The 21591-nt window shown below is 39.5% G+C and carries 17 protein-coding genes and 2 tRNA genes; 5 read left to right on the top strand and 14 right to left on the bottom strand.

Translation table 11 applies throughout. From position 1 onward, the window contains the following. Positions 1 to 224 precede the first annotated feature (224 nt). Positions 225 to 2075, bottom strand: a complete 1851-nt coding sequence (locus RCP16_RS11360) for a UbiD family decarboxylase (protein WP_308640284.1) — start codon at positions 2073 to 2075, stop codon at positions 225 to 227. Positions 2076 to 2387: 312 nt separating this feature from the next. Here RCP16_RS11360 and RCP16_RS11365 point away from each other — a divergent pair, with 312 nt between their 5' ends. After that, positions 2388 to 3461 carry a polysaccharide deacetylase family protein gene (locus RCP16_RS11365; protein WP_308640285.1) on the top strand — a complete coding sequence of 358 codons (1074 nt, stop codon included), beginning with the start codon at positions 2388 to 2390 and terminating at the stop codon, positions 3459 to 3461. Positions 3462 to 3655: 194 nt separating this feature from the next. Beyond that, positions 3656 to 4744 (top strand): low temperature requirement protein A, encoded by a 1089-nt coding sequence (locus RCP16_RS11370; protein WP_308640286.1) that lies wholly within the window; start codon positions 3656 to 3658, stop codon positions 4742 to 4744. Between the two features lie 132 nt (positions 4745 to 4876). Here RCP16_RS11370 and RCP16_RS11375 read toward each other — a convergent pair whose 3' ends face one another. The 6 genes from RCP16_RS11375 to RCP16_RS11400 form a co-directional block, all read right to left on the bottom strand. Then, the gene (locus RCP16_RS11375; RefSeq protein ID WP_308640287.1) at positions 4877 to 5551 is read right to left on the bottom strand and encodes a TetR/AcrR family transcriptional regulator; all 675 of its coding nucleotides are present in this window, start codon (positions 5549 to 5551) and stop codon (positions 4877 to 4879) included. A 138-nt stretch (positions 5552 to 5689) separates the two neighbouring features. After that, positions 5690 to 7132, bottom strand: coding sequence for a hypothetical protein (locus RCP16_RS11380; RefSeq protein WP_308640288.1), 1443 nt, complete (start codon positions 7130 to 7132; stop codon positions 5690 to 5692). A 176-nt stretch (positions 7133 to 7308) separates the two neighbouring features. Then, positions 7309 to 8763, bottom strand: a complete 1455-nt coding sequence (locus tag RCP16_RS11385; RefSeq protein ID WP_371748082.1) for a glycoside hydrolase family 1 protein — start codon at positions 8761 to 8763, stop codon at positions 7309 to 7311. Between the two features lie 150 nt (positions 8764 to 8913). Further along, complete coding sequence (locus RCP16_RS11390) at positions 8914 to 10818, bottom strand: beta-glucoside-specific PTS transporter subunit IIABC (protein ID WP_308640290.1); 1905 nt, start codon at positions 10816 to 10818, stop codon at positions 8914 to 8916. 416 nt (positions 10819 to 11234) lie between these two features. Beyond that, positions 11235 to 11603 (bottom strand): hypothetical protein, encoded by a 369-nt coding sequence (locus tag RCP16_RS11395; protein ID WP_308640291.1) that lies wholly within the window; start codon positions 11601 to 11603, stop codon positions 11235 to 11237. A gap of 97 nt (positions 11604 to 11700) precedes the next feature. After that, positions 11701 to 11771: transfer RNA gene (locus RCP16_RS11400), tRNA-Ala, on the bottom strand. Positions 11772 to 12039: 268 nt separating this feature from the next. On the opposite strand from RCP16_RS11400, the gene RCP16_RS11405 reads away from it, so the two are divergent. Together RCP16_RS11405 and RCP16_RS11410 are read left to right on the top strand one after the other, a co-directional pair. Then, on the top strand, positions 12040 to 13014 hold the full coding sequence (locus RCP16_RS11405) for an ABC transporter substrate-binding protein (RefSeq protein ID WP_308640292.1): 975 nt from the start codon (positions 12040 to 12042) through the stop codon (positions 13012 to 13014). Between the two features lie 265 nt (positions 13015 to 13279). Continuing rightward, a tRNA-Leu gene (locus tag RCP16_RS11410) sits at positions 13280 to 13363 on the top strand. Positions 13364 to 13452: 89 nt separating this feature from the next. On the opposite strand, the gene RCP16_RS11415 is transcribed toward RCP16_RS11410, so the two are convergent. Continuing rightward, positions 13453 to 14415 (bottom strand): aldo/keto reductase, encoded by a 963-nt coding sequence (locus RCP16_RS11415; RefSeq protein ID WP_308640293.1) that lies wholly within the window; start codon positions 14413 to 14415, stop codon positions 13453 to 13455. Continuing rightward, positions 14416 to 14811 carry a tautomerase family protein gene (locus tag RCP16_RS11420; RefSeq protein WP_308640294.1) on the bottom strand — a complete coding sequence of 132 codons (396 nt, stop codon included), beginning with the start codon at positions 14809 to 14811 and terminating at the stop codon, positions 14416 to 14418. A 152-nt stretch (positions 14812 to 14963) separates the two neighbouring features. On the opposite strand from RCP16_RS11420, the gene RCP16_RS11425 reads away from it, so the two are divergent. Further along, positions 14964 to 15839, top strand: coding sequence for a LysR family transcriptional regulator (locus RCP16_RS11425; RefSeq protein ID WP_308640295.1), 876 nt, complete (start codon positions 14964 to 14966; stop codon positions 15837 to 15839). 164 nt (positions 15840 to 16003) lie between these two features. On the opposite strand, the gene nrdR is transcribed toward RCP16_RS11425, so the two are convergent. The 5 genes from nrdR to polA form a co-directional block, all read right to left on the bottom strand. Beyond that, a complete protein-coding gene (nrdR, locus tag RCP16_RS11430) occupies positions 16004 to 16480 on the bottom strand; it encodes a transcriptional regulator NrdR (RefSeq protein WP_069327000.1) in 477 nt (158 codons plus the stop codon). A 125-nt stretch (positions 16481 to 16605) separates the two neighbouring features. Continuing rightward, positions 16606 to 17169, bottom strand: coding sequence for a lytic transglycosylase domain-containing protein (locus RCP16_RS11435; RefSeq protein WP_069326999.1), 564 nt, complete (start codon positions 17167 to 17169; stop codon positions 16606 to 16608). Continuing rightward, entirely contained in the window at positions 17166 to 17762 is a 597-nt protein-coding gene (coaE, locus tag RCP16_RS11440; protein ID WP_308640296.1) for a dephospho-CoA kinase, read from the bottom strand. Before coaE ends, RCP16_RS11435 begins: the two co-directional genes overlap by 4 nt. Positions 17763 to 17771: 9 nt before the next feature. Then, the gene (mutM, locus tag RCP16_RS11445) at positions 17772 to 18617 is read right to left on the bottom strand and encodes a DNA-formamidopyrimidine glycosylase (RefSeq protein ID WP_137222346.1); all 846 of its coding nucleotides are present in this window, start codon (positions 18615 to 18617) and stop codon (positions 17772 to 17774) included. A gap of 182 nt (positions 18618 to 18799) precedes the next feature. After that, positions 18800 to 21466: a DNA polymerase I gene (gene polA / locus RCP16_RS11450; protein WP_069326996.1), complete on the bottom strand. Its 2667-nt coding sequence runs from the start codon at positions 21464 to 21466 to the stop codon at positions 18800 to 18802. Between the last annotated feature and the right edge of the window lie 125 nt (positions 21467 to 21591).

Consider the following 21591-nt stretch of genomic DNA (forward strand, 5'->3'; position numbering starts at 1 on the left):
ATTTATTGTCATCATTTCTAAATTAAATGCTTCATATTGTTCTTTATTACTAACTTTCTGATAATTTTTCTTTATTTATGATAGATAAGTTATCATATCGAGTGTTTTTTCTCTATTGGTTCTATTTCTGCACTAACTATTTCGTTCTTCTACCACGTAAATGTATATAGCAAAAAGAACCTTTCTCTATAACTAAGAGTAAAGGTTCTTTGTTAATCATCTTTTTACGATTGTGAAGTACGACGTGCTAATGTACTCAAGCTTGCTCCATCTGCAAACAGTCGCTCTATATTTTGCGCCACTTCAGGATCAGGAATCAATGGTGGAGCTTGATGAGGCTTGGTACGTGCATCAATAATGACATTATCACAACCCCAATGCTTATGCTTGGTAAAGCTATTCACTCCATACATATCATGAGAAGGATTGCTTCGTGTAAATGTAACCCACAAGAAATTATCGATCGTCGCACTTAAAAATGGACTATCATCGCACAGAATAATTAACGGACAGTCAGGCAATTCACCACGTTGTGCAATACTCTCACATAGATCCTGTAATTGTTGCTCAGTATGTTCATAATCGACAAAGCTAGCCCCTTGCAAAGCCACTACGCCTGGCATCACCAGATGAGCCGCTCCACATTGCGGTAGATCATGTAAGATCGCCGGAACCTCTGTACATAATTCACGCTTCGGTTCACCTACAGCCGCAAAGATCACTTTACTACCTGTATTAAGCCCGGTCCCTGAATAGTCCAGAGTATCGATTGTTGTATTCGTATAGAAATGAATATCACGGTGCAAATTAATCCGCTTCAATATATACGTTAGAAAATGTTCAACATGATGAGAATCCAATATCTCTTCTTCTTCCGCAGTCATAAATAAATATTTGGCAAGACTTAACTGCCCTGTTCCCAGAATTCGATTCGCTATCGTCAGAATCTCCGCGGGTTGCTTCACTTGCTGATAAGGCGTGTATCGTTCGCTACCAATCGCAAATAATAATGGATGTACCCCTGCGGCATCGACAGCATGTACTTCTTTGACTCCCGGAATCTCTTGCTTGATCGCTCCACCTGTCAATTCATGAATCAGAGCGCCAAAAGCCGTATCTTCTTGCGGTGGTCGACCTACAACGGTAAACGGGAAAATCGCATTTTTGCGTGCATAGACTTTGTGTACACGTAACATCGGGAACTCATGAGTCAGACTATAATAGCCCAGATGATCTCCAAAAGGTCCTTCTGGCTTCGTCTCATCAGGATAAATCTCGCCTGTAATCACAAAATCAGCATCGTTGCTGACACAGAATTCATCCACATAACTATAGCTAAAATGTCGTCCTGCTAATAATCCTGCAAATGTTAACTCACTCATTCCTTCAGGCAGTGGCATAACCGCAGATAAGGTATGTGCTGGAGGGCCACCGATAAAACAGCTTACTTTTAGCGGTTTACCTTGACGATTGGCTTTCTCCTGATGAATACCAATACCACGATGAATCTGATAATGGATACCAATCTCTCGATTCAACTCATATTCATTCCCATTTAACTGTACACGATACATCCCTAGATTAGAGTTCATAATGCCTGGCTTTTCGGGATCTTCGCTATATACCTGCGGCAATGTTACAAAAGCACCACCATCATCTTGCCAGTTCTGGATCAGTGGTAGATCCGCAATCTGAATTTCTTCAAATTCTGCTGGTAATCCACTCGATTTTTTCAAAGGCAAAGCTTTACGAGCAGATAGACCTGTACCTACATATTGAAAAGGATGCTTGAGTGCTTGCATCGGATTATTACGCAAAGCGATTACATTTTGTGTGGATTCCCATGTCTCTCTAAAAATAAATTTGCTCCGTTCTACAGTTCCGAACAGATTCGATACTGCACGGAATCGAGAACCTTTTACATTTTCAAAAAGTAATGCAGGGCCGCCTGCTTCAAAAACACGCATATGAATCGCAGCCATTTCAAGATAAGGATCAACTTCTTCATGAATCCGAATCAGATGACCGTTTTTTTCCAGATCATTCACACATTCTTCCATATTACGGTAGTTCATATTCCAGCTCCATTCTACCTTTATTACTTGATCTATAGTGTAGGTTTACTTTGTTTCAAATTTGATTTAAAAATAAGTATATATGTTATATCCCCATTATGGCATGGTGTACGATATAGAGATGGTACTATTATGTGAACATGAGATCACTTCTTTTTAGTGTACGATATAATCCTGCAAAACGCATCTTACCACCTCAACTAAAATGCGCTTAATCATGATTGTTTACAAGTCACATATTATATCCTCCTCTTTATTTTCCGATATTAGTGCTAATGATGCCCCCACTTTCTAACAAAGGATGATCTATGTATGAAATTATTCAAAACGTCTGTGTTTGTCGTTACCGGTCTGGTAACAACTTTAGCGATTGTGCTTATCGCAATGGCTGTGTATTCTGATCGCAATCTTTTCTCATCCTTTACTTCTGCGTCGGCAGATCAGTCTAGCTCTTCTTCACAAACCAACCATACAACAATCAATGAACCATTATCCGCAGACCAACTTCCACCTGTCGAACAATTTGCTTCGATTGCCAAAAAAGATCGTTACCAAAATAAAGTCGCTGTACTGATGTACCATGATATCGATCCGATCAAGCAAGGGGGCGATATTATCACCCCTGCTCTGTTTGCTGCTCAATTGGATTATTTGCGTTCTAAAGATATGAATTTTATCTCGCTTGAACAATTCCGATTATTTATGAAAGGTGGCAAAGTGCCGGACAACGCCGTATTGGTGACTTTTGACGATGGGTATGAGAACTTCTACACGACAGCCTATCCAATCATGAAAGAACGTCATATCCCAGGGGTAAGCTTTGTCATTACAGGAGACTTTAGTAAAGGCGCTCTTGTAGCGACTCCACATATGACCAAAGCAGAAATCAAAAATATGACCAGCACAGATCCAACAATGGAAGTGCAAGCTCACACCAATAAATTACATTACAAAACAAGCGATACTACAGACGCATTAACCGCTCCACTGGTAAAAGATGGAGTCACCGAGACCTATGAGCATTATCTAGCACGGATTGAAAATGATATGCGACGCTGTGTTGAAGCCCTTCGTCCACTCACTCCACATGTAATCAATACATTTGCTTATCCTTACGGATTGCATACGCCTGAAGTCGAGAAGATTATCCAAAAAGTAGGGATTCGTTATGCTTTTACAACAGAACTTGGATTAGTCACACGTGATACCGATCTTATGACGATTCCACGGATTAACGGGGGTTCTCCATTGATTGACCCAGAACGGTTATACAATTCAATCATGTGGGAAAATAAACTGCCGGGTCGTAACCTATTTATTCCTGATTCGATTCAACATAGCGGTCGTGAAGCAGGAGAATCCGAGAAATCTATGACTTCGAAATAAACTAACTATATTCTGATCTAAATACCAGCTTGCGATTGTTATGATTCCACAAATGAATAAGCTTTGAGGAAACAACCCGTTATCGCTTCATTACAGATAACGGGCTTTTCTTTATAAAAATAATAAGCTGACACTTTTATGTCCATTCTATACAATAGATATGAAAATACGATGGATATACAAGGGGGAAATTTATGTTAGAAAAGAAGGTAACCTGGCTAGAGTTGTTTTATGATCTTCTATTTGTAGCGGCAGTCTCTAAAGCGACCCATGTGTTACTTCATGTCGAACACGGTGGTATGTCTTTGGAACAGCTAGCCAAGTTTTTACTTATTTTTATTCCGATCTGGTGGGCTTGGGTAGGGCAAAGTGTATATAACAATCGATTTGGAAAAGACAGCACCAAAGACCGGATATTTATGATTGTGCAATTATTTTTTGTATTGATCATGACAGCCAGTCTTAATATTGATTTTGATTCAAATTACATACCTTTTCTGATTGGATATATCGGTTTGCGGGCATTAATGGTGATTCAGTATATGATCACGACTACTCAAGAGAAACATCATCGCCAAGAAACGGCTCGATTTTTTGGCAAGTATTTCTGGCTAGGGATTGTTATTTCGTGTTGTTCTTTGTTTTTCGATTCATGGATTCGTTATTTTGTTCTGTATGCAGGGATAGCGGTCGATATTATCGTCCCTTTGATCGGTCGTCGAAATCTAGTTAAAACGCCGATTCATACCGCTCACTTGTTAGAACGTTTTGCTTTATTTACGTTGATTTTGCTAGGTGAGTCAGTCATCAGTATGCTATCTGTACTGCAATCCGATCAATTTACACCTTCATCTATTCTGTTTGCAGCGATGGCATTTGTATTGATTATTGCGATCTGGTGGCAGTATTTTGAAAATGTCGAAAAGCATGTGGATAAAGAAAAACAAACTGCCGGGCAAACGATTATGTATGGGCATCTGTTTATTTACTTTTCACTGAGTATGATTGCGGCTTCGATTCAGTTATTATTTTTGGAGCAACTGGCGTATCTATTTATTCTTAGCTTTACATTTATTTCGGTATTGATTTACTTTGTGGCTGTAATGGTCGTATTCCATCGGTATCGTTATCATAACTTCAAGCCACGATTTAAAGTGATGATTGGACTTGTTCTTACACTGGTTGTCTTATTCGCTTTTGATTGGCTGGTTATGGTTTCTCCACATATCGTGTTGGCTGAATTGATGGTCTTCTTTATTGTATTTGCCAAAGTTACCACATAACCATTTCTACAAAGTAACATAAATAATCCCTGTATGCCATCGCCTGTTGAGGTTTTGGATGCAGGGATTATTATCTTATTTATCTCAAAAGTATATGCTTGCTTATCTTCCTTTAACGTTCCGATGGATATCTTACGAACTAGCTATAACCTTTTGCTCGATGCCACGTAACAAAATATCTAATCCCGATTCAAACATCTCATCTGTACCGACTTCTCCAAATAAACCATTGGTATACATCCGGTGAATAATACTTACTTTTTCTTGCGGAATCTGGTCAAACGATTTCAGCGCCCAACCGTCTAATAACTTCTCATCTTCAACACCAATACCGATCGCGACTTGTTGACGTTCATACTCATCAAGTTCATGACACAATACATAGTTGATCACACAGACGATATAGTTCAACTTTTCTTTATCTGTCAGCGGAAGAGGTTCGATCGGTTGCAGAAATTGATCTAACAACTGCAAATAATCGCTTTCTAAAGGCAATGTTCTCATTAGCAATTGAGCAGAACATGGATAAATTCGTAACTGTTCTCGCATCGTGACTGCATAATGATGCAATTGTTTTTTCCAATCTCCTTGCAGATGAATATTCAGCATAATTTCTCTTGCGACTTGATTTGCCATAGCTTGAAAAAGTAATTGTTTGCTTTTGAAATACCAATAAATCGAAGGCGCTTGAATCCCGATCAAGTCTGCTAATTTACGCATACTGAACTTTTCCAATCCATCTTGAGCTAACAATTCCCAAGATGCTTCCAATACTCTCGCTTCACTCACTGCTATTTTTTTAGCCATTTTATCCCTCTTATCTAACCCTGTAAGATTTTGTTCACTTCTTATTTGGTTCATGATATCATCTAACGATGTTAGATTCAACTTATTTGAAAAGACTTCCCTCCATTAAGAGAGAAGCCCTTTTGTAGATATGACCTTTTAATTTAATGAGTGTATTTTCAAATTATGACTTATATCTGACCAACTTATAACTTCTCCACTATTATCGAATCGTATACTAGAATAATCATAACTCCATGTATCTCCTATAATAGATGTTGGTGTTCCCATTGCATTAATAACTTCTTGTTTAGAGGAGTGCGTCGTAAATGGCATAGCATCTTTTTGAGCTAAACCTATAGATACATTGAGATTGTCACTAATATTTGACCAACCTATTACGGTATGATTTCTATCAAAGTTTACCATCGAATACTCATAGCCCCATGTCGTTCCTATAATAGATGTTGGCGTTCCCATCGAATCTACCACATCTTCTTTAGTAGAGTCTAATGTAAATGGAGAAGCATGTTCTTTTTGATCACCCATATATGCTTTCAAATTATGACTTATATTCGACCAACCATCAACCTGTTCATTCTGATCAAATTGTATAGATGAGTACTCATAATTCCAAGAACTTCCTAAATTCGATGTAGGATTACCCATGACTGCTTTAACTTGATCTTTAGTTGATCCCATAGTAAAAGTCTCTTCTGGTATTTCTATCGCTACAGGTTCTTCCTCTTCAACTGGTACAAGTACTGAAGTCTGATCTTCTTTATCTTTTTCAAATGAATAAACATCACTCTTCACAGCTTCAGGGGGCAGAGTTGATAAAGAGGCATCTATGACATTTTCTGTTGCAGTATCATCCACACTATCTTCCGAAGAATCATTTCCGCTTATACCTTCATTTCCAAAATTAGATGCGGTTGAATGATCTTCGATCTGTACATCCAATGATCTCATCTTGTTATCAGAATCACTGCCAACAATAGCATTACTATTACCAGTAGAATCAGCTTCCAATGTATTAGGTTCATGATTCCTAATCGTACCTATTACAGCTCCTATAATACAGACAACAAAGAAAATGGTTATTAGCCATGATATAGATAATCCTGCGATATTGACTGTCTTTCTTATCATGTTAAACACCGAAGAAAAAATTCTAGTTGTTCTTGTTATTCTTATTGTTTCATCCTGTTCTTCTAAAGATGTATCTAATAATTGTTCCAAAAAATAATCAGTATTTCTATGATTAACATGTTTATAGTCCAGAAATAATTGTTTTTCAGCATTATATGTTACTTCATAAGCATAACTTGTAGCAGATATATTAGAGATAAATATCTCGAATTCATTACTTGTACCTTTTAACCTTTTTAAGTTTTGAAAAGTACGATCTTCAAAAGATAAATGAAGGAATTGACGAAGGATATGGTTACGAACTATAGCACGAAGAACTTCAATCTTAGTCGTTCTATATGTATTGCGATAGACAGGTGTGGTATCAATCAATTGTTGATTCTTCTGAATTTCAATTTTCATTGCTTCTAATGTATGCTCTTTTGCAAGTTCTCGTAATGAGTTGTCCAAATTCCTTCTCTCCTGTCATTTATATACATCTTATTATGCTTTAATAACTTAGATAATTACAATATCTAAATCTAATAAATATTCATTTACATGAAATAAAAAAGTCTGCTTAACCCCTTTTCAAGGAGTGCAGCAGACTTTTTATTGTATATTGGCAATAATTTATTCAAAGATGTCTATTCCAACACGGCTCCATTACTCTCAATCACTTTCTGATACCAGAAAAAGCTATCTTTACGTGAGCGATCCAGTGTACCTTTACCGTCATTATCTTTATCGACATAAATAAATCCGTACCTTTTCTTCATCTCGCCTGTACCTGCACTGACAAGGTCGATACAGCCCCATGGTGTGTAGCCGATCAGGTCAACTCCATCCGCTATCGCTTCTTGCATCGCGATCACATGTTGCTTCAAATACTCAATACGATAATCGTCATGAATACTTCCATCGGCTTCCACTTCATCCACAGCACCCAGACCATTTTCCACAAGCATTAAAGGAATCTGGTAACGATTATAAATATTGTTCAGTGACCAGCGCAATCCTTGTGGATCAATCTGCCATCCCCAATCGCTTGCTTTAAGGTACGGATTTTTGAGTCCCATGGATAGATTACCGCCTACTTGTTCTTGGTCAGGATCAGCACTTACACAAGTTGAAGAATAATAGCTGAATGTATAATAATCGACACAGCCTTCTTTCAAAATCTGCTCATCTTCCGGCTCCATTACAAGTTTAATTCCTTGATCTGCAAAATAACGCTTAGCAAAGCCCGGATAGGCTCCTCTAACCTGTACATCCGAACATAAGAAGTTCGTTAAATTATCTTTTTGTTGCGCCAAAATCACATCTTCTGGATTCGAAGTCAGCGGATAGGAGCACATATAAGCAATCATACAACCAATTTTGAAATCGGGATTGATCTGATGCCCTAACTTAACGGCTTTGGCACTAGCTACAAATTGATGATGAAGCGCTTGATAGCGTGCTTGTGGATCATCTTGTGATGTATCGACTAATTCTCCATTGCCTTTAGGAATCATTGCGCCAGCCAGAAACGTTCCAAACGGTAGCGTCAAAATATTAATTTCATTAAAGGTTAACCAGTATTTCACAGTATCTTTGTACCTTGTAAATAGCGTCTCACAATAACGAGTGTAACAATCAATCACCCGGCGATCAGACCAACCGTTATATTTCTGCGCTAGAGCAAATGGGGCTTCATAGTGAGATATCGTTACCAATGGCTCAATATTATTCTTTTTCAACTCGGCAAAAACTTGATCATAGAACAGCAATCCTTCTTCACTCGGTTCAAGATCATCACCATTCGGGAAAATACGTGACCAGGCGATCGACATTCTAAATACGTTAAAGCCCATTTCACCAAACAGAGCAATATCTTCTTTATACCGATGATAGTAATCAATAGCTTCATGGCTTGGATAGTTGAGTGTCGGGTCTAACGCTGTTGTGATTTTGCGAGACGTCGTATGTGTGCCTGCGGTCAGCATATCAGATGTACTTAACCCTTTGCCTCCTTGATCATAGCCACCTTCTAATTGGTTCGCAGCTGTTGCTCCTCCCCATAGAAATCCTTTTGGAAATGTAGGCTGTACTGTGCTCATCATTCATTCCTCCTGTTATATAGTGATCAGTATCGTTCCAAGTGTCTGTTGACCTGTATGCTGTCAGACACTTGGAACTTACATATGAGTAGAGATTATTTTGATTCAACAGAAAATGTATACGTATTCAACAATCACTTTAAGTCTGTATTAGATCAAGACCGTAATTAGATCTTCTTTGAAATGAATCGCTTGCTTGTCGGTCTGCACAACATCTTGGAAATTAGCTGTATTGGAAATAATCACGGGTGTAGTTACGATATATCCAGCGGCTTTGATCGCTTCGATATCGAATTCCATCAACAACTGTCCTTTGGTGACGATATCGCCTTGTTTCACTTTAGGTGTAAAATGTTTACCTTTTAACTTCACCGTATCCTGACCCACATGGATCAAAATATCTACGCCATGATCACTGGTAATCCCCAGCGCATGACCGGATGACAGCATTGAAGTCAATACGCCATCCACAGGCGAATACACTTTTCCTTCAGACGGTTCAATCGCTATCCCTTTGCCTAGTGCACCCGAGGAGAATGCTTCATCTTCTACAGCACTAAGTGGAAGAATTGTTCCTTGTAATGGACTTGCAATCGTTTCTTGAGCGATTTTGATCGTTGTTTTGGGTGCTTGTGATTCTGTGACTTTAGCTGTTTCTTTGTCGTCTTGGAACATCGCATACATAATAGCAAATCCAAGAATAAAGCTAACTCCGATACCTATCAACATGCCATAGAATCCAGCATCTATACCATTTGGACCGATATAACTTGGAATCCCGAAAATACCCAATCCACCTAGAATATAAGCTTTGGTACCTGCAAAACCGATAATCCCTCCACCTACCGCAGCCGCTATACAGCTGATAATAAATGGCTTTTTACGAGGAAGCGTGATTCCATAAATCGCTGGCTCGGTGACACCGAAGATACCTGAGATAAATGCAGGAATCGAAAGCGATTTGAGTTTGACGTTTTTCGTTTTGAGTAAGATTGCTAGTACAACACCTGTCTGTGCAAATGAAGCTCCGAACATCCCTGCTAAAACAGGATCGAATTTCATAACCGTTAAGTTGTTGATCACAATCGGAACCAGACCCCAATGTAAGCCGAAAATAACAAATACTTGCCAGAATGCACCGATCAACATGCCTTCAATAATCGGGCTTAAGTTATAGACAAACAATGTACCTGCGCCTAACAATTGACCTGCCCATGTAGCAATTGGTCCAATAATAAGTAAAGTTAACGGAACAATAACAAGTAATGTACAGAACGGAACCAAGAACGTACGCACAACACTTGGAATGATTTTTTTGAAAAATACTTCTAACTTCGAACCGACATACGTAGCTAAAATAATCGGAATAACACTAGACGAATACGTCATCAGAATTACAGGTATTCCTAAAAACGTAATATGGATCGGTGACTCAAATAATGTACCTGCAAACAAGGTGTACAATGGATCGCCAGCAGTTAAGCCACTAAGCGTCGGATAGACCAATGTTGCTCCAATCGCCATTCCGATAAATATATTGGCATTGAACTTTTTGGCAGCCGTATAACCCAGAAAGATTGGGAAGAAATAAAATAGACAATCGCCTAATGCGTTCAGAATTTGGTACGTTCCTGACTCTGTAGTTAATACATGCAGGGCGACCAATAATGCGGTAAATCCTTTGATCATCCCTGTTGCACACAGCACGCCTAGAATTGGAGTAAATACGCCAGAGATCATATCAATAAAGCGATTGAACAAGCTTACTTTCTCTCCGTTAGATGTATCATCTTGTCCTGTATCTGCTTGAAATCCTCCAATGGTACTCACTTCAGCGTACACATCAGGCACATGATTCCCAATAACCACCTGATACTGTCCACCACTCTGAATAACGGTAACGACGCCATCCATATTTTTAAGTACATCCGTATTGGCTTTGCTTTCGTCTTTTAATTTGAAACGCAAGCGTGTAATACAGTGCGTCAGACTGTTCACATTGTCCCGACCACCAATATTATGGATAATATCTTTGGCTAATTGTTCATATTTCATGGTTATCGCTCCTTTGGCATTGAGGTACGAAAAAAAGACAAAACCCAACTAGATCGCGTAGATGTACATACGATCTGATTAGGTTTTGCCTGCATGACCAGTAACAATCCTATTGCTATTCTTTTGAGGGTAAGAAGTATCCTAAGCTTGCTGTATCACTCTATAGTAAGCGCTTACTTTAAAGCAATACTGAATGCTCTAGATAGAGATATTATACGCAAAAAGGCAAAACCCAACACATGTCAGACCTAGCTACATGTACTGGGTTTTGCCTTTTCAGTAACAATCCCTAAAGCAAGAATATCATCGTTTGATTCATTTGGCAAGAGAAAAAGTATACGCTTACATTATTTATTTTTTAAGATGTACTATTAGCCTCTATTTTTTAAAAAGTATGGAGTTTCTTTTCACTTTCTTTAAAATTCGTTGGTGATATTGTGCCAGTTGGTGAGATCCGGTAATTTCTGCTGAGTCCAGTAATCCAAAAGAATTTGAATAATTTCCTGGTGATTGGATGTGTGGTATGCATAATGTTGAAACGCCGATTTGTCTCCTTCAGGCACCAACCGAATCTCAACCACCATCCCTTCCCCTTCATGTTGTTCCGAAGCCGCTTGTATGTAGATACTATGTTCGATAGGCTGACTTGGGGTGAGAATAACATAGTCGTAGATACCTGTTTGGAAATCAAGCACGATATCTGAAATGACAGACGCTTCGATCGAGTCATTATCGTAGATCGTGCCGTTGCTGTCGATGGTATAAGTGAGTTGTTGGTAAGACATGGGTTGGAACCTCCTGTAAGTGTTATGTATTGGAATGAGTCTATTATACGCAAAAAATCCGCTAAACACGAAAAGTGTCTAACGGATTTTTATTTTATGGAGCTAGGCGGAATCGAACCGCCGACTGATCGCTGCCAGCGACCTATTTTCCCCCTAAACTATAGCCCCATGTTTAGTTATAACTCAACCTATTTCTCTCATAATCATGTGGAGAGAACAAATACATAAAGCAACAACTACATTAATTTATCACATCCACCTATACCTCGTCAAGAAAGATCCTTTTACACCTCTTTCTTCCCTTCCTGCAATCTCAATTCACACCTCTACCCCCGCAGTCTGTGACAAGCGGGTGACAGTTGGGCGGAAGCGTTGACTTTGGTTCTGTGTGTATTGGTATAATGAAGTATAGTACTCAGAAAAGAGGCGAAATGCATTGAAATTTAATACCACTTATGCCAAAGCAGGATTGGGATTACTCCTAATGTTGGTTTTTTTGACGGCTTGCGGACAGCCTAAAGAAACGCGTGCCGATATTTTCAATCCCAATGGGATCAAAACGATGCCGATCAATGATTCTTTTGGAACGGTAAGTATTCCCGTTTCTCCGAAGCGTATTGCAGTTACTAGTCAATATGCACTGGATTACCTGAATGCGATTGATGTGAATGTGGCGCTGGCTCCTAAGCCGACTGAAAGCAATCCTTTTCCTATCTATATGACAGATGAAGAAAAGAATAATATTTCACTCATCGAAGGCAAAGGTACCGAGATTAATCTATCTGCATTGAAAGGGCAAAAGCCTGATCTCATCTTCACTGATAATAGTGATCGTGCAGTCTATGATGAATTGTCCAAAATCGCACCAACGATCTATATCGCACAAACTAACGACTGGCGCAGTGAACTGTATAACTATGGAACGATTGTAGATAAAGAAACGGCTGTCAAACAATATCTCAACGCTTTCCAACAAGCGACCAATGCAAGTAAATCCAAGCTAACACCTATTATCGGAACATCTACAGTAGCCGCAGCTTCAATTACCAAAGACGGCATGATGTTATACAACAATGCCAAAAATGGTGTAGGCGAAGTCATGTATCAGGATATGGCGCTTAAAGCTCCAGCTACATTGCCAACAGATGCGGTATCAGCTCCGGCAACAGTTGCTCAGTTGCAAAGCACCAATCCAGATTATCTGTTTATCTCTACAGGCGTTGCTGGTGATACACCTGACGCTTTGACCAAGCGAATGACCGCAACAGCAGATGGTGCAACATGGAACCAGTTAACAGCAGTACAGAATGGGCATGTTTATATTGTGGATCCTAGCTTTTTCAATAATACTCCTCCTGCTAAGACCTATGTATTAGAAACGATTTTGAAAAAAGTACAGGGTACATCTTAATCTAGTCTGTCTTCTCAACGCTCGATGGATTAAAATCTTTTTGATATAACAAACAACGATGAATCGGTGTCTCCTTTGAGCGATCAAGGGAACAGTATATACGATTCATCGTTGTTTTATTGTTGTACGAATGGTATGGATCAGACAAGCAAAAAACTTGTATTCACTTTTCAAATCCGATATAATCTTAGTTACGGTGATTTGTTCACCACTCCCACATTAACTTCTCAGATAGACATCATGAACATGTGGAAGTTACATATTCGCGGTCATGGCGGAATTGGCAGACGCGCACGGTTCAGGTCCGTGTGGGCTTACCCCCGTGGAGGTTCGAGTCCTCTTGACCGCATACTTATCGTTTACTAAGCTTGTCTCGTCTATTGCGGGATGGGCTTTTTTATATTTCAGTTCCTTTTTATATTTCAATCTCTGTGCTATTCAATCTATAGAAGCTATCTGCTCCCATAGGGATGCAGGCATAATTCCTAATGACATCACCTGTTCGATCTCATCGATATGCGCTGTACGATTTGCTCCGATTAACATCGAATCTATTTGTGGATGTTCTATCGTCCACCATAATATTAACTGCGCCAGTGTAACCCCTACTTCTTCTGCTATCACACGGTATTTATCCACTTTTGTAAAATTTTCTTCTGTAAAATAATGCTTCATTCGTTCTTCGCCTTTGCCCATACGACTTTCAGGAGGAATATCTTGTAGCGATGAATAACGTCCTGATAATATCCCTCTTGCCAGTGGACTGTAAATAATCTTCCCGATTCCAACTTGATCCGCATAAGGAAACACGTCTTGCTCTATATCTCGAGTCAGCACATTAAGCTCAGATTGAATAGAAGTAAAAGGTGTCCATTGATGCGTATCACTGAACTTGTAAGCAGCACGTAACTGATCTACAGCAAAGTTAGAACACCCGATTGCTCTGACTTTACCTTGCTCTACTAATTCATGCAATACAAGTAACGTTTCTTCAAGTGGTGTATGAGGGTCAAATTCATGAACTTGATACAGATCAATGTAATCGGTTTGCAGACGGTGTAGAGAACGATCGATCTCTTGCATGATATGGTGACGAGATAACCCTTCGTCCATTTTACCCTGACCCATACGCATACCTACTTTGGTCGCAAGGATCACCTGATCTCGTTTTCCTTTCAGCGCTTGACCAATGATCTGCTCTCCTAATCCATCTCCAATATGGTCAATATCTTGCCTTTTGCCATAAAAGTTAGCTGTATCTATAAAATGAATACCTAGCGCTAGGCTTTGATCCAGAATACGTTGTGAAGCAGATGCATCGATCCATCTTCCAAATGCCATCGTTCCTAGACCAACTTTGGATACTTGAATATTGGAATGGCCTAATAGGTGCTTATCCATTTACTCATTCTCCTTTACCATTTGTGCCAGACCACTTCCAAATGACCAATCTTCAAATTCAGTCTCGATTAACATGATAAAAACATCTTCAATCCGAACGCCGACTTGTTGTGATAGTTGCTTCGCTAATTGCATATACAGCTTTTTCTTTTTGACTACCCCTCGACCAGACTTCAACGTAATCTGGATATACAGTAATCCATCTGAACGATCTCCTTGTAAATAGTGTGGATCATATATAAATTGTTCTGACTGATGATGATGAAATACTTGAAAGCAATCTTTTACCGGTACATCACAGCAATCTACCAGTGCTGATAAAATGACCCCACTGATCTGTTGCAACTGCTCTGCATGGTACTGATTCTCCATATAACTGACTCTTGTAAATGGCATAATTCTGATCCTCCATCTGATCAATAAATTTCTTAAATATCTAAGCGGTTGTGTATGCTCTTATTGTACTTAGAATCATTCTATTTATATAATAGATAATAATCATAAAGATCATTCATTTTATCGATGAAGATAGCAAAAGGAGATGGATCATGGATCTGACAGAATTGATTGCTTTTCAGACAGTCATGCGTGAAGGAACGTTCTCCAAGGCTGCGGAAAAGCTAAATTATGCTCAATCGACAATTACCAACCAGATTAAACGATTAGAAAAAGAGTTAGGAATCACTTTGTTTTATCGCAATTGGGAAGCTACACTCACGCCTGCCGGGCAACGATTTGCAGAACAAGTGGATCAGCTCATCCAGCACTGGCGTTATGTAGGCGATATTGCCAAGCAACTAAACGAAGAAGAAATAGGCACATTACGCATTGGAGTCACAGAAACATGGGCAGACTACCATTTACCTCACATTTTAAATGAATTTCGGCAATATAAACCTAAAATTGATTGCGAGATTACAGTGGGTCATTCTGCTTTTTTGGAAGAATGTTTGCAACAGGAAAAAATCACTATTGCGTTATGTGCAGATTCTGAATATTCTCATCTTTTCTCATTCGAACCTTTAGCGCAAGAATCGATCTCTGTTGTTATACCAGTAGGTCATTCATTAGCTACCGCTCAAACGGTAACGATAGACGAGTTATTATCGCATTTATTGATTATTGGACAATCGTCTTGCAAGTATCGATTACAGGTAGAAAAAGCGTTCCGCACATATGAGCAAGAACCCCTATTTTATACATTAAATCAGCTATCACTGATTCCTTTGTATGCTGAGCAGTTAAATGGAATTGGGATTGTTCCTTCTTCCTTGCACATAGACTCTGGATATACTCGCTTGCCTTTTCCAGTGTTAGATAACCCTTTAAATATCGGTATCCTGCAACTTCGTTCTATGAAATACAGTAGTGGGATACAGCAACTGTTTATCGAAAAAATACGAAATTATTTTCACAATCGTTAGTAGGATGAGAGTTTAATTTGCTATTTAGTAGATAGGAATAACTCATTATTTTATAGAAATGTATACCAAAAAGAGCATCTCTACATGTGACTGTAAAGATGCTCTCTTTTGCCTATCAAGTATCCTCTAACGTTATTACGATCTCTAATCTTATGTAACTCTGATTAGGTATTCGTATTTTCGCTCTCTTCTTTGGATAATAGACCTTTGAGCTCTTTCATAAACATATTAATATCTTTAAATTGACGATAGACTGAAGCAAAACGTACATAGGCTACTTCATCGACAGGGTACAACTGTTCCATCACTAACTCGCCTACAGCACGACTTTCCACTTCTGCCATCGCTGTAGTATGTAGACTTTTTTCCACTTCAGAGACGATCATATCCAATTGATCTACAGATACAGGACGTTTCTCACAAGCACGAATCAGACCACGAAGAATCTTATCACGGCTAAATTCTTCACGACTACCATCTTTCTTAATCACAATCAGTGGAGTCTCTTCTACCATTTCGAACGTCGTAAAACGGCGATTGCAACTTTCACATTCACGTCGACGACGAATCGACTTATTATCATTGGCTGGACGGGAATCCAGCACCTTGGTTCCATTGTGACTGCAATATGGACATTTCATTGCTCACGTCACTTCCTTTCTCGCCAACCGTTCATTCGGACATCATTTCAGTCAAGTTCACGCATATATAGTTCATCTATTATCAAATATATGTGTTCCAGAATCCAACATAGTGTTTGTTCGATCTAAAAGGCATCGTATAATTCAGTATACTGCTTATAATAATATAATACACGTTGAACATAATGTCTTGTTTCGCCAAAAGGAATATCTTTGGCATCTTCTAGTGTGCCATCCCATTTACCGGAACTGAGCCATGATTTCACATTGCCAGGCCCTGCATTGTACGCCGCAATCACAGCCACCTTATTGCCATCGAACTGACGATTGAGCTGTCTTAGATACCATGTACCGATCTGGATATTGGGATCGATCTCATGCTTCACTGTTTCCAGTGACATATTATCTAAGTGTGCTTGCTCCATGATCCATTGCGCTGTATTAGGCATCAATTGCATCACACCCAAGGCACCCTTTTTGGATTCCATGCTTGGTTTAAAATTCGTTTCTACTCGAATAATCGCAGCGACTAAAAAAGGATCGACTTCATACGCAGCAGCATGCGCACGAATCTCTTCTTTGTATTCGATTGGATAAATCCAACCTAACCAGCGACTATTGAAAAAAACAACGATCACAACAAGGATAAACAGTGGTAAAAGTATTCTTTTACGAACCAATTTCTTCATGAAAGACCTTTACTCTGCCAGAACTCTTCCAATTGAGCATACGTATCCTCAAGGGTACCGCTGTTATCAATTACAATGTCAGCTACTTTTTTCTTTTGCTCAATATCCATTTGCGCATTTATTCGTTTCCATGCTTGTTCTTCGGTTAATCCATCGCGAGCTATTAAGCGCTCCAATTGCACTGATTGAGGCACATACACTACCATAATCTGGTCAAACGTATAGACACCTTTGGCTTCTAGCAATAATGGAATATCTGCAACCACTAACGTATCTGGATATTGTTGTTCTAGCTCTAAAGTACGTGTCTGAATCAATTCACGAATCGCAGGATGAGTAATCTCTTCAAGTGATTTGCGTTCTTCAGGATGGGTGAAAATATGTTCACCTAACTTTTTACGATTCAGTGTTCCATCTGCTTGTAACATGTCTGCGCCAAAACGTTGTACCACCTGTGCAAGCACAGGATGGTCAGGCATCATCACTTCACGCGCAATCAGATCAGCATCGATCAGCTTGGCTCCTTTAGCGGATAACCACGCAGACACGGAGCTTTTACCTGTTGCGATTCCTCCGGTTAAACCGATATTCATGATGTCACCTCAATGTTTCTGACGAGTAGGTAGCGGCTGACACACAGGGCAAAAATGTGTTCCTCTTCCGCCAACAACCGTCTTCTCGACAAGTGTTCCGCATTCATAACAAGGTTCTGCTTTGCGACCATAAATACGTAGACTGTGCTGGAACATCCCCATTTCGCCCTGTCCATTGACATACGACTTAATCGAAGAACCACCTGCTTCTACAGCATCCGCAAGTGTTGATACAATGGCTTCGTGTAGACGGGTTAATTGTTCTGCTGTTAACGTATTAGCGATCTGCTCTGGATGAATTCCTGAACGAAATAAAGCTTCATCCACATAAATATTTCCGATCCCTACCACATACTTCTGATTGAGCAACACAGGCTTAATCATCGTACGACGCTTGCTCATTAGATTGATAAACTGCTCTGCTGTAAATTCAGGTGCAAGCGGTTCAAGCCCTAAGTGCATCAGTGGCTTAGACTGCAAATCTTCATCTTTTTTAAATAAATGCATGGTACCAAATTGACGTACATCCTTATAACGAAGCTCTGTACCATCGGTAAAATGGAAAATAACATGAGTATGCTTCTCAACAGGTTCATCTTTTGTATAGACTCCATAGCGTCCTTCCATCCGTAGATGAGAAACCAACACTAAATGATCCATCACGATTCGCAAAAATTTGCCACGACGCTCCACTTTCTCAATCGTATGCCCTTGAAGCTCAATCTCAAACTGCTTATGATCATCCGGTAATTGAACAATACGTGGCAAAGACACTGTAACATGATCGATCGTTTTGCCGGCAACCAAGGTGTTTAACGTCCGTCTAACTGTTTCTACTTCCGGCAATTCCGGCATAACCTTTCACCTTACCTTTTACAATAATATTCTTAAATAAGTCATTATAAAAATTTTAATAAGTCAAATGCATATTTTATATAATCAATCTTTAACAGCGATCGTAAGGATCATCTGGCGGAACGAATCACTATTCCACCTCCAAGCATCCCTACGTTCCCTACCCTCTAATTATAGACTATTTACTTCGCTTCATACCAGTTCGCACCATAGCTCACTTCAGCTTTAAGTGGCACAGATAACGATAATGCTTTTTCCATCACTTCTGGTACTAATTTCTTCATTTGTTCCATTTCATTTGCAGGCACTTCGAATACCAATTCATCATGTACTTGCAGTAACATACGACTGTTCAGTTTATGATCTTTAAGTGCTTGATCCATATGCACCATAGCTAGCTTAATAATATCTGCGGCTGTACCCTGAATAGGTGTATTCATCGCTGTACGGTTCGCAAACGAACGCAGATTGAAGTTAGATGAATTGATATCCGGTAGATAACGGCGACGCTCTAGCATCGTTTTCACAAAGCCATCCTTTTTCGCTTCGATTACAATATCGTCCATATAACGACTAACGCCTTTGAAGACTTCAAGATATTGACTGATAAAGTCGCCTGCTTCTTTACGTGTAATCCCTAGATTCTGAGATAATCCATAATCACTAATACCATAGACAATTCCAAAGTTAACTGCTTTGGCAGAACGACGCATATTACCATCGACTTGCTCTTTGGTCACGCCGAATACGTCCATAGCTGTTTTGGTATGAATATCCATATCATGTAAAAAGGCATCTTTTAGACCTGGATCATCTGCCATATGCGCAAGTACCCGCAATTCGATCTGCGAGTAATCAGAGGATAGAATGCTCCAACCACTTTCAGAAGGGACAAATACTTTACGTAATTTACGTCCTTCTTCTAGACGGATCGGAATATTTTGCAGATTCGGGAACTGACTGGATAAGCGACCTGTCGCTGTAATCGTCTGACGGAAAAAGGTATGCACTTTACCTGACTTCGGATGAACCTCTTTCAACAATCCTTCTACATACGTCGATTGCAATTTAGCAAGTTGACGATAAACCAGAATTAACTGCACAATATCGTGATAAGGTGCTAATTTTTCAAGTACATCTGCACTGGTAGAATATCCAGTTTTGGTCTTCTTCTCTACAGGTAATCCTAGACGATCGAATAGAATTTCACCTAATTGCTTCGGTGAATTCAAGTTAAATTCAACGCCAGCCATCCCATGAATTTCAGTCACCAAGACATTGATTTTCTGTTCAAATTCTTTGCCTAGTTCACGTAGTTCATCGGTATTAATAGCAACTCCTTGCTTCTCCATATCGGCTAAGATGCGAGATAACGGCATTTCTAGATCATCAAATAAACTGGTCATTTCATTTTGCTCCAACTGTTCACGTTGAAGTGGAACCAGCTCACGAATGGCTGCTGTTTTGCGTGCCAGATGATGACTCAATATTTCTTCTTCAGGCACTTTATATTTAGCCCCTTTACCAAAGACTGTCTCGTCTTCTGGCATATGAGGTAGACCGTATTTGGCTCCAAGCGCATTCAAGCTTTGCCCGGACTCTGTTGGATCAAGTAAGTAAGCTGCAATCTGCACATCAAAAGAAGCCCCTGCAAATGGAATATCGATCCAGTGTAACACCAGGTCTGCACGATGCAGATCATGTCCATGCTTCGGAATCGATCCATCAGCTAACCATGCACGTACACCTGCTGCGCCCTCGCTTAACAATGTCTCAGGCGTCATAAAGTAATACTGATCCGGTGCGGATAATACAATACCCACCAGTTCCGCATGATGTGGATTATCTCCATGACTTTCAATATGCAATACTTCGACTGTATTCAGTACTTTTTCCAGTTCTGGAAGTTGCTCTTCACCTACAATCGTGACTTCAAGTTCAGAAGCTTCTACTTGCGCAGGATCATGCAGATCTTCACCATCAAGCTCTGACAAATTCAAGCGTTGAATAATCGAGTTAAATTCTAATTTGCGCAAAGCTACGATAGATGTCACCGGATTAAATCCATCATATTTCATACTTTCCCATGTCGCATCAAAAGGAACATCACGGAAAATAGTCGCTAATTCTTTACTCATACGAGCATCATCAGCATGAGCTTCTACTTTTTCTTTCATTTTACCTTTGAGTTGATCGGTGTTCGCTAATACTTCTTCTACACTGCCAAATTGATGCAATAATTTGAGTGCTGTTTTTTCACCGACACCTGGAATACCCGGAATATTATCTGACGTATCTCCCATTAATCCTTTAAGATCAATAATTTGAGCTGGCGTTAAGCCGTAACGTTCTTCAATCTCTGCGGGTCCGTAAGGTTCAATATCACTTACACCTTTGCGAGTAAGCGCAATTTTGACATGATCTGAAGCCAGTTGCAACATATCTTTGTCACCGCTGACAATCAATACATTGCGTCCTTTTTCCTCAGCTGTCCGTGATAATGTACCGATAATATCATCCGCTTCATACGTATCTAATTCATAATACGTAATTCCCAATCCTGTTAATAACTCTTTTAGTAATGGAAATTGTTCTGATAATTCTGGTGGTGTTTTTTGACGCCCACCTTTGTAATCTCCATATGTGGTATGACGGAAAGTAATTTTGCCTGCATCAAAAGCAACCATCACATGCGTTGGTTTCTCTTCTTCTAGCAATCGAATTAACATATTAGTGAATCCATAGACTGCATTGGTATGCTGTCCACTTTTGGTTGTCATTGGTTGTTGCATTGCAAAAAAAGCACGATAAATAATACTGTTACCATCTATTAAAAGAAACTTTTCCATAGAACCTCCTGTAGTTAGAACATCTCTATATTGAACCATCTTCTGGTTTACGATTGTGATTAATATTCGCTCTTTCTATGATACCACAAGCCCTTCTAATCAAAAAATAAAAGCACCGGATTTGT

It is taken from the genome of Paenibacillus nuruki (assembly GCF_963311185.1).
Classification (GTDB): domain Bacteria; phylum Bacillota; class Bacilli; order Paenibacillales; family Paenibacillaceae; genus Saccharibacillus; species Saccharibacillus nuruki.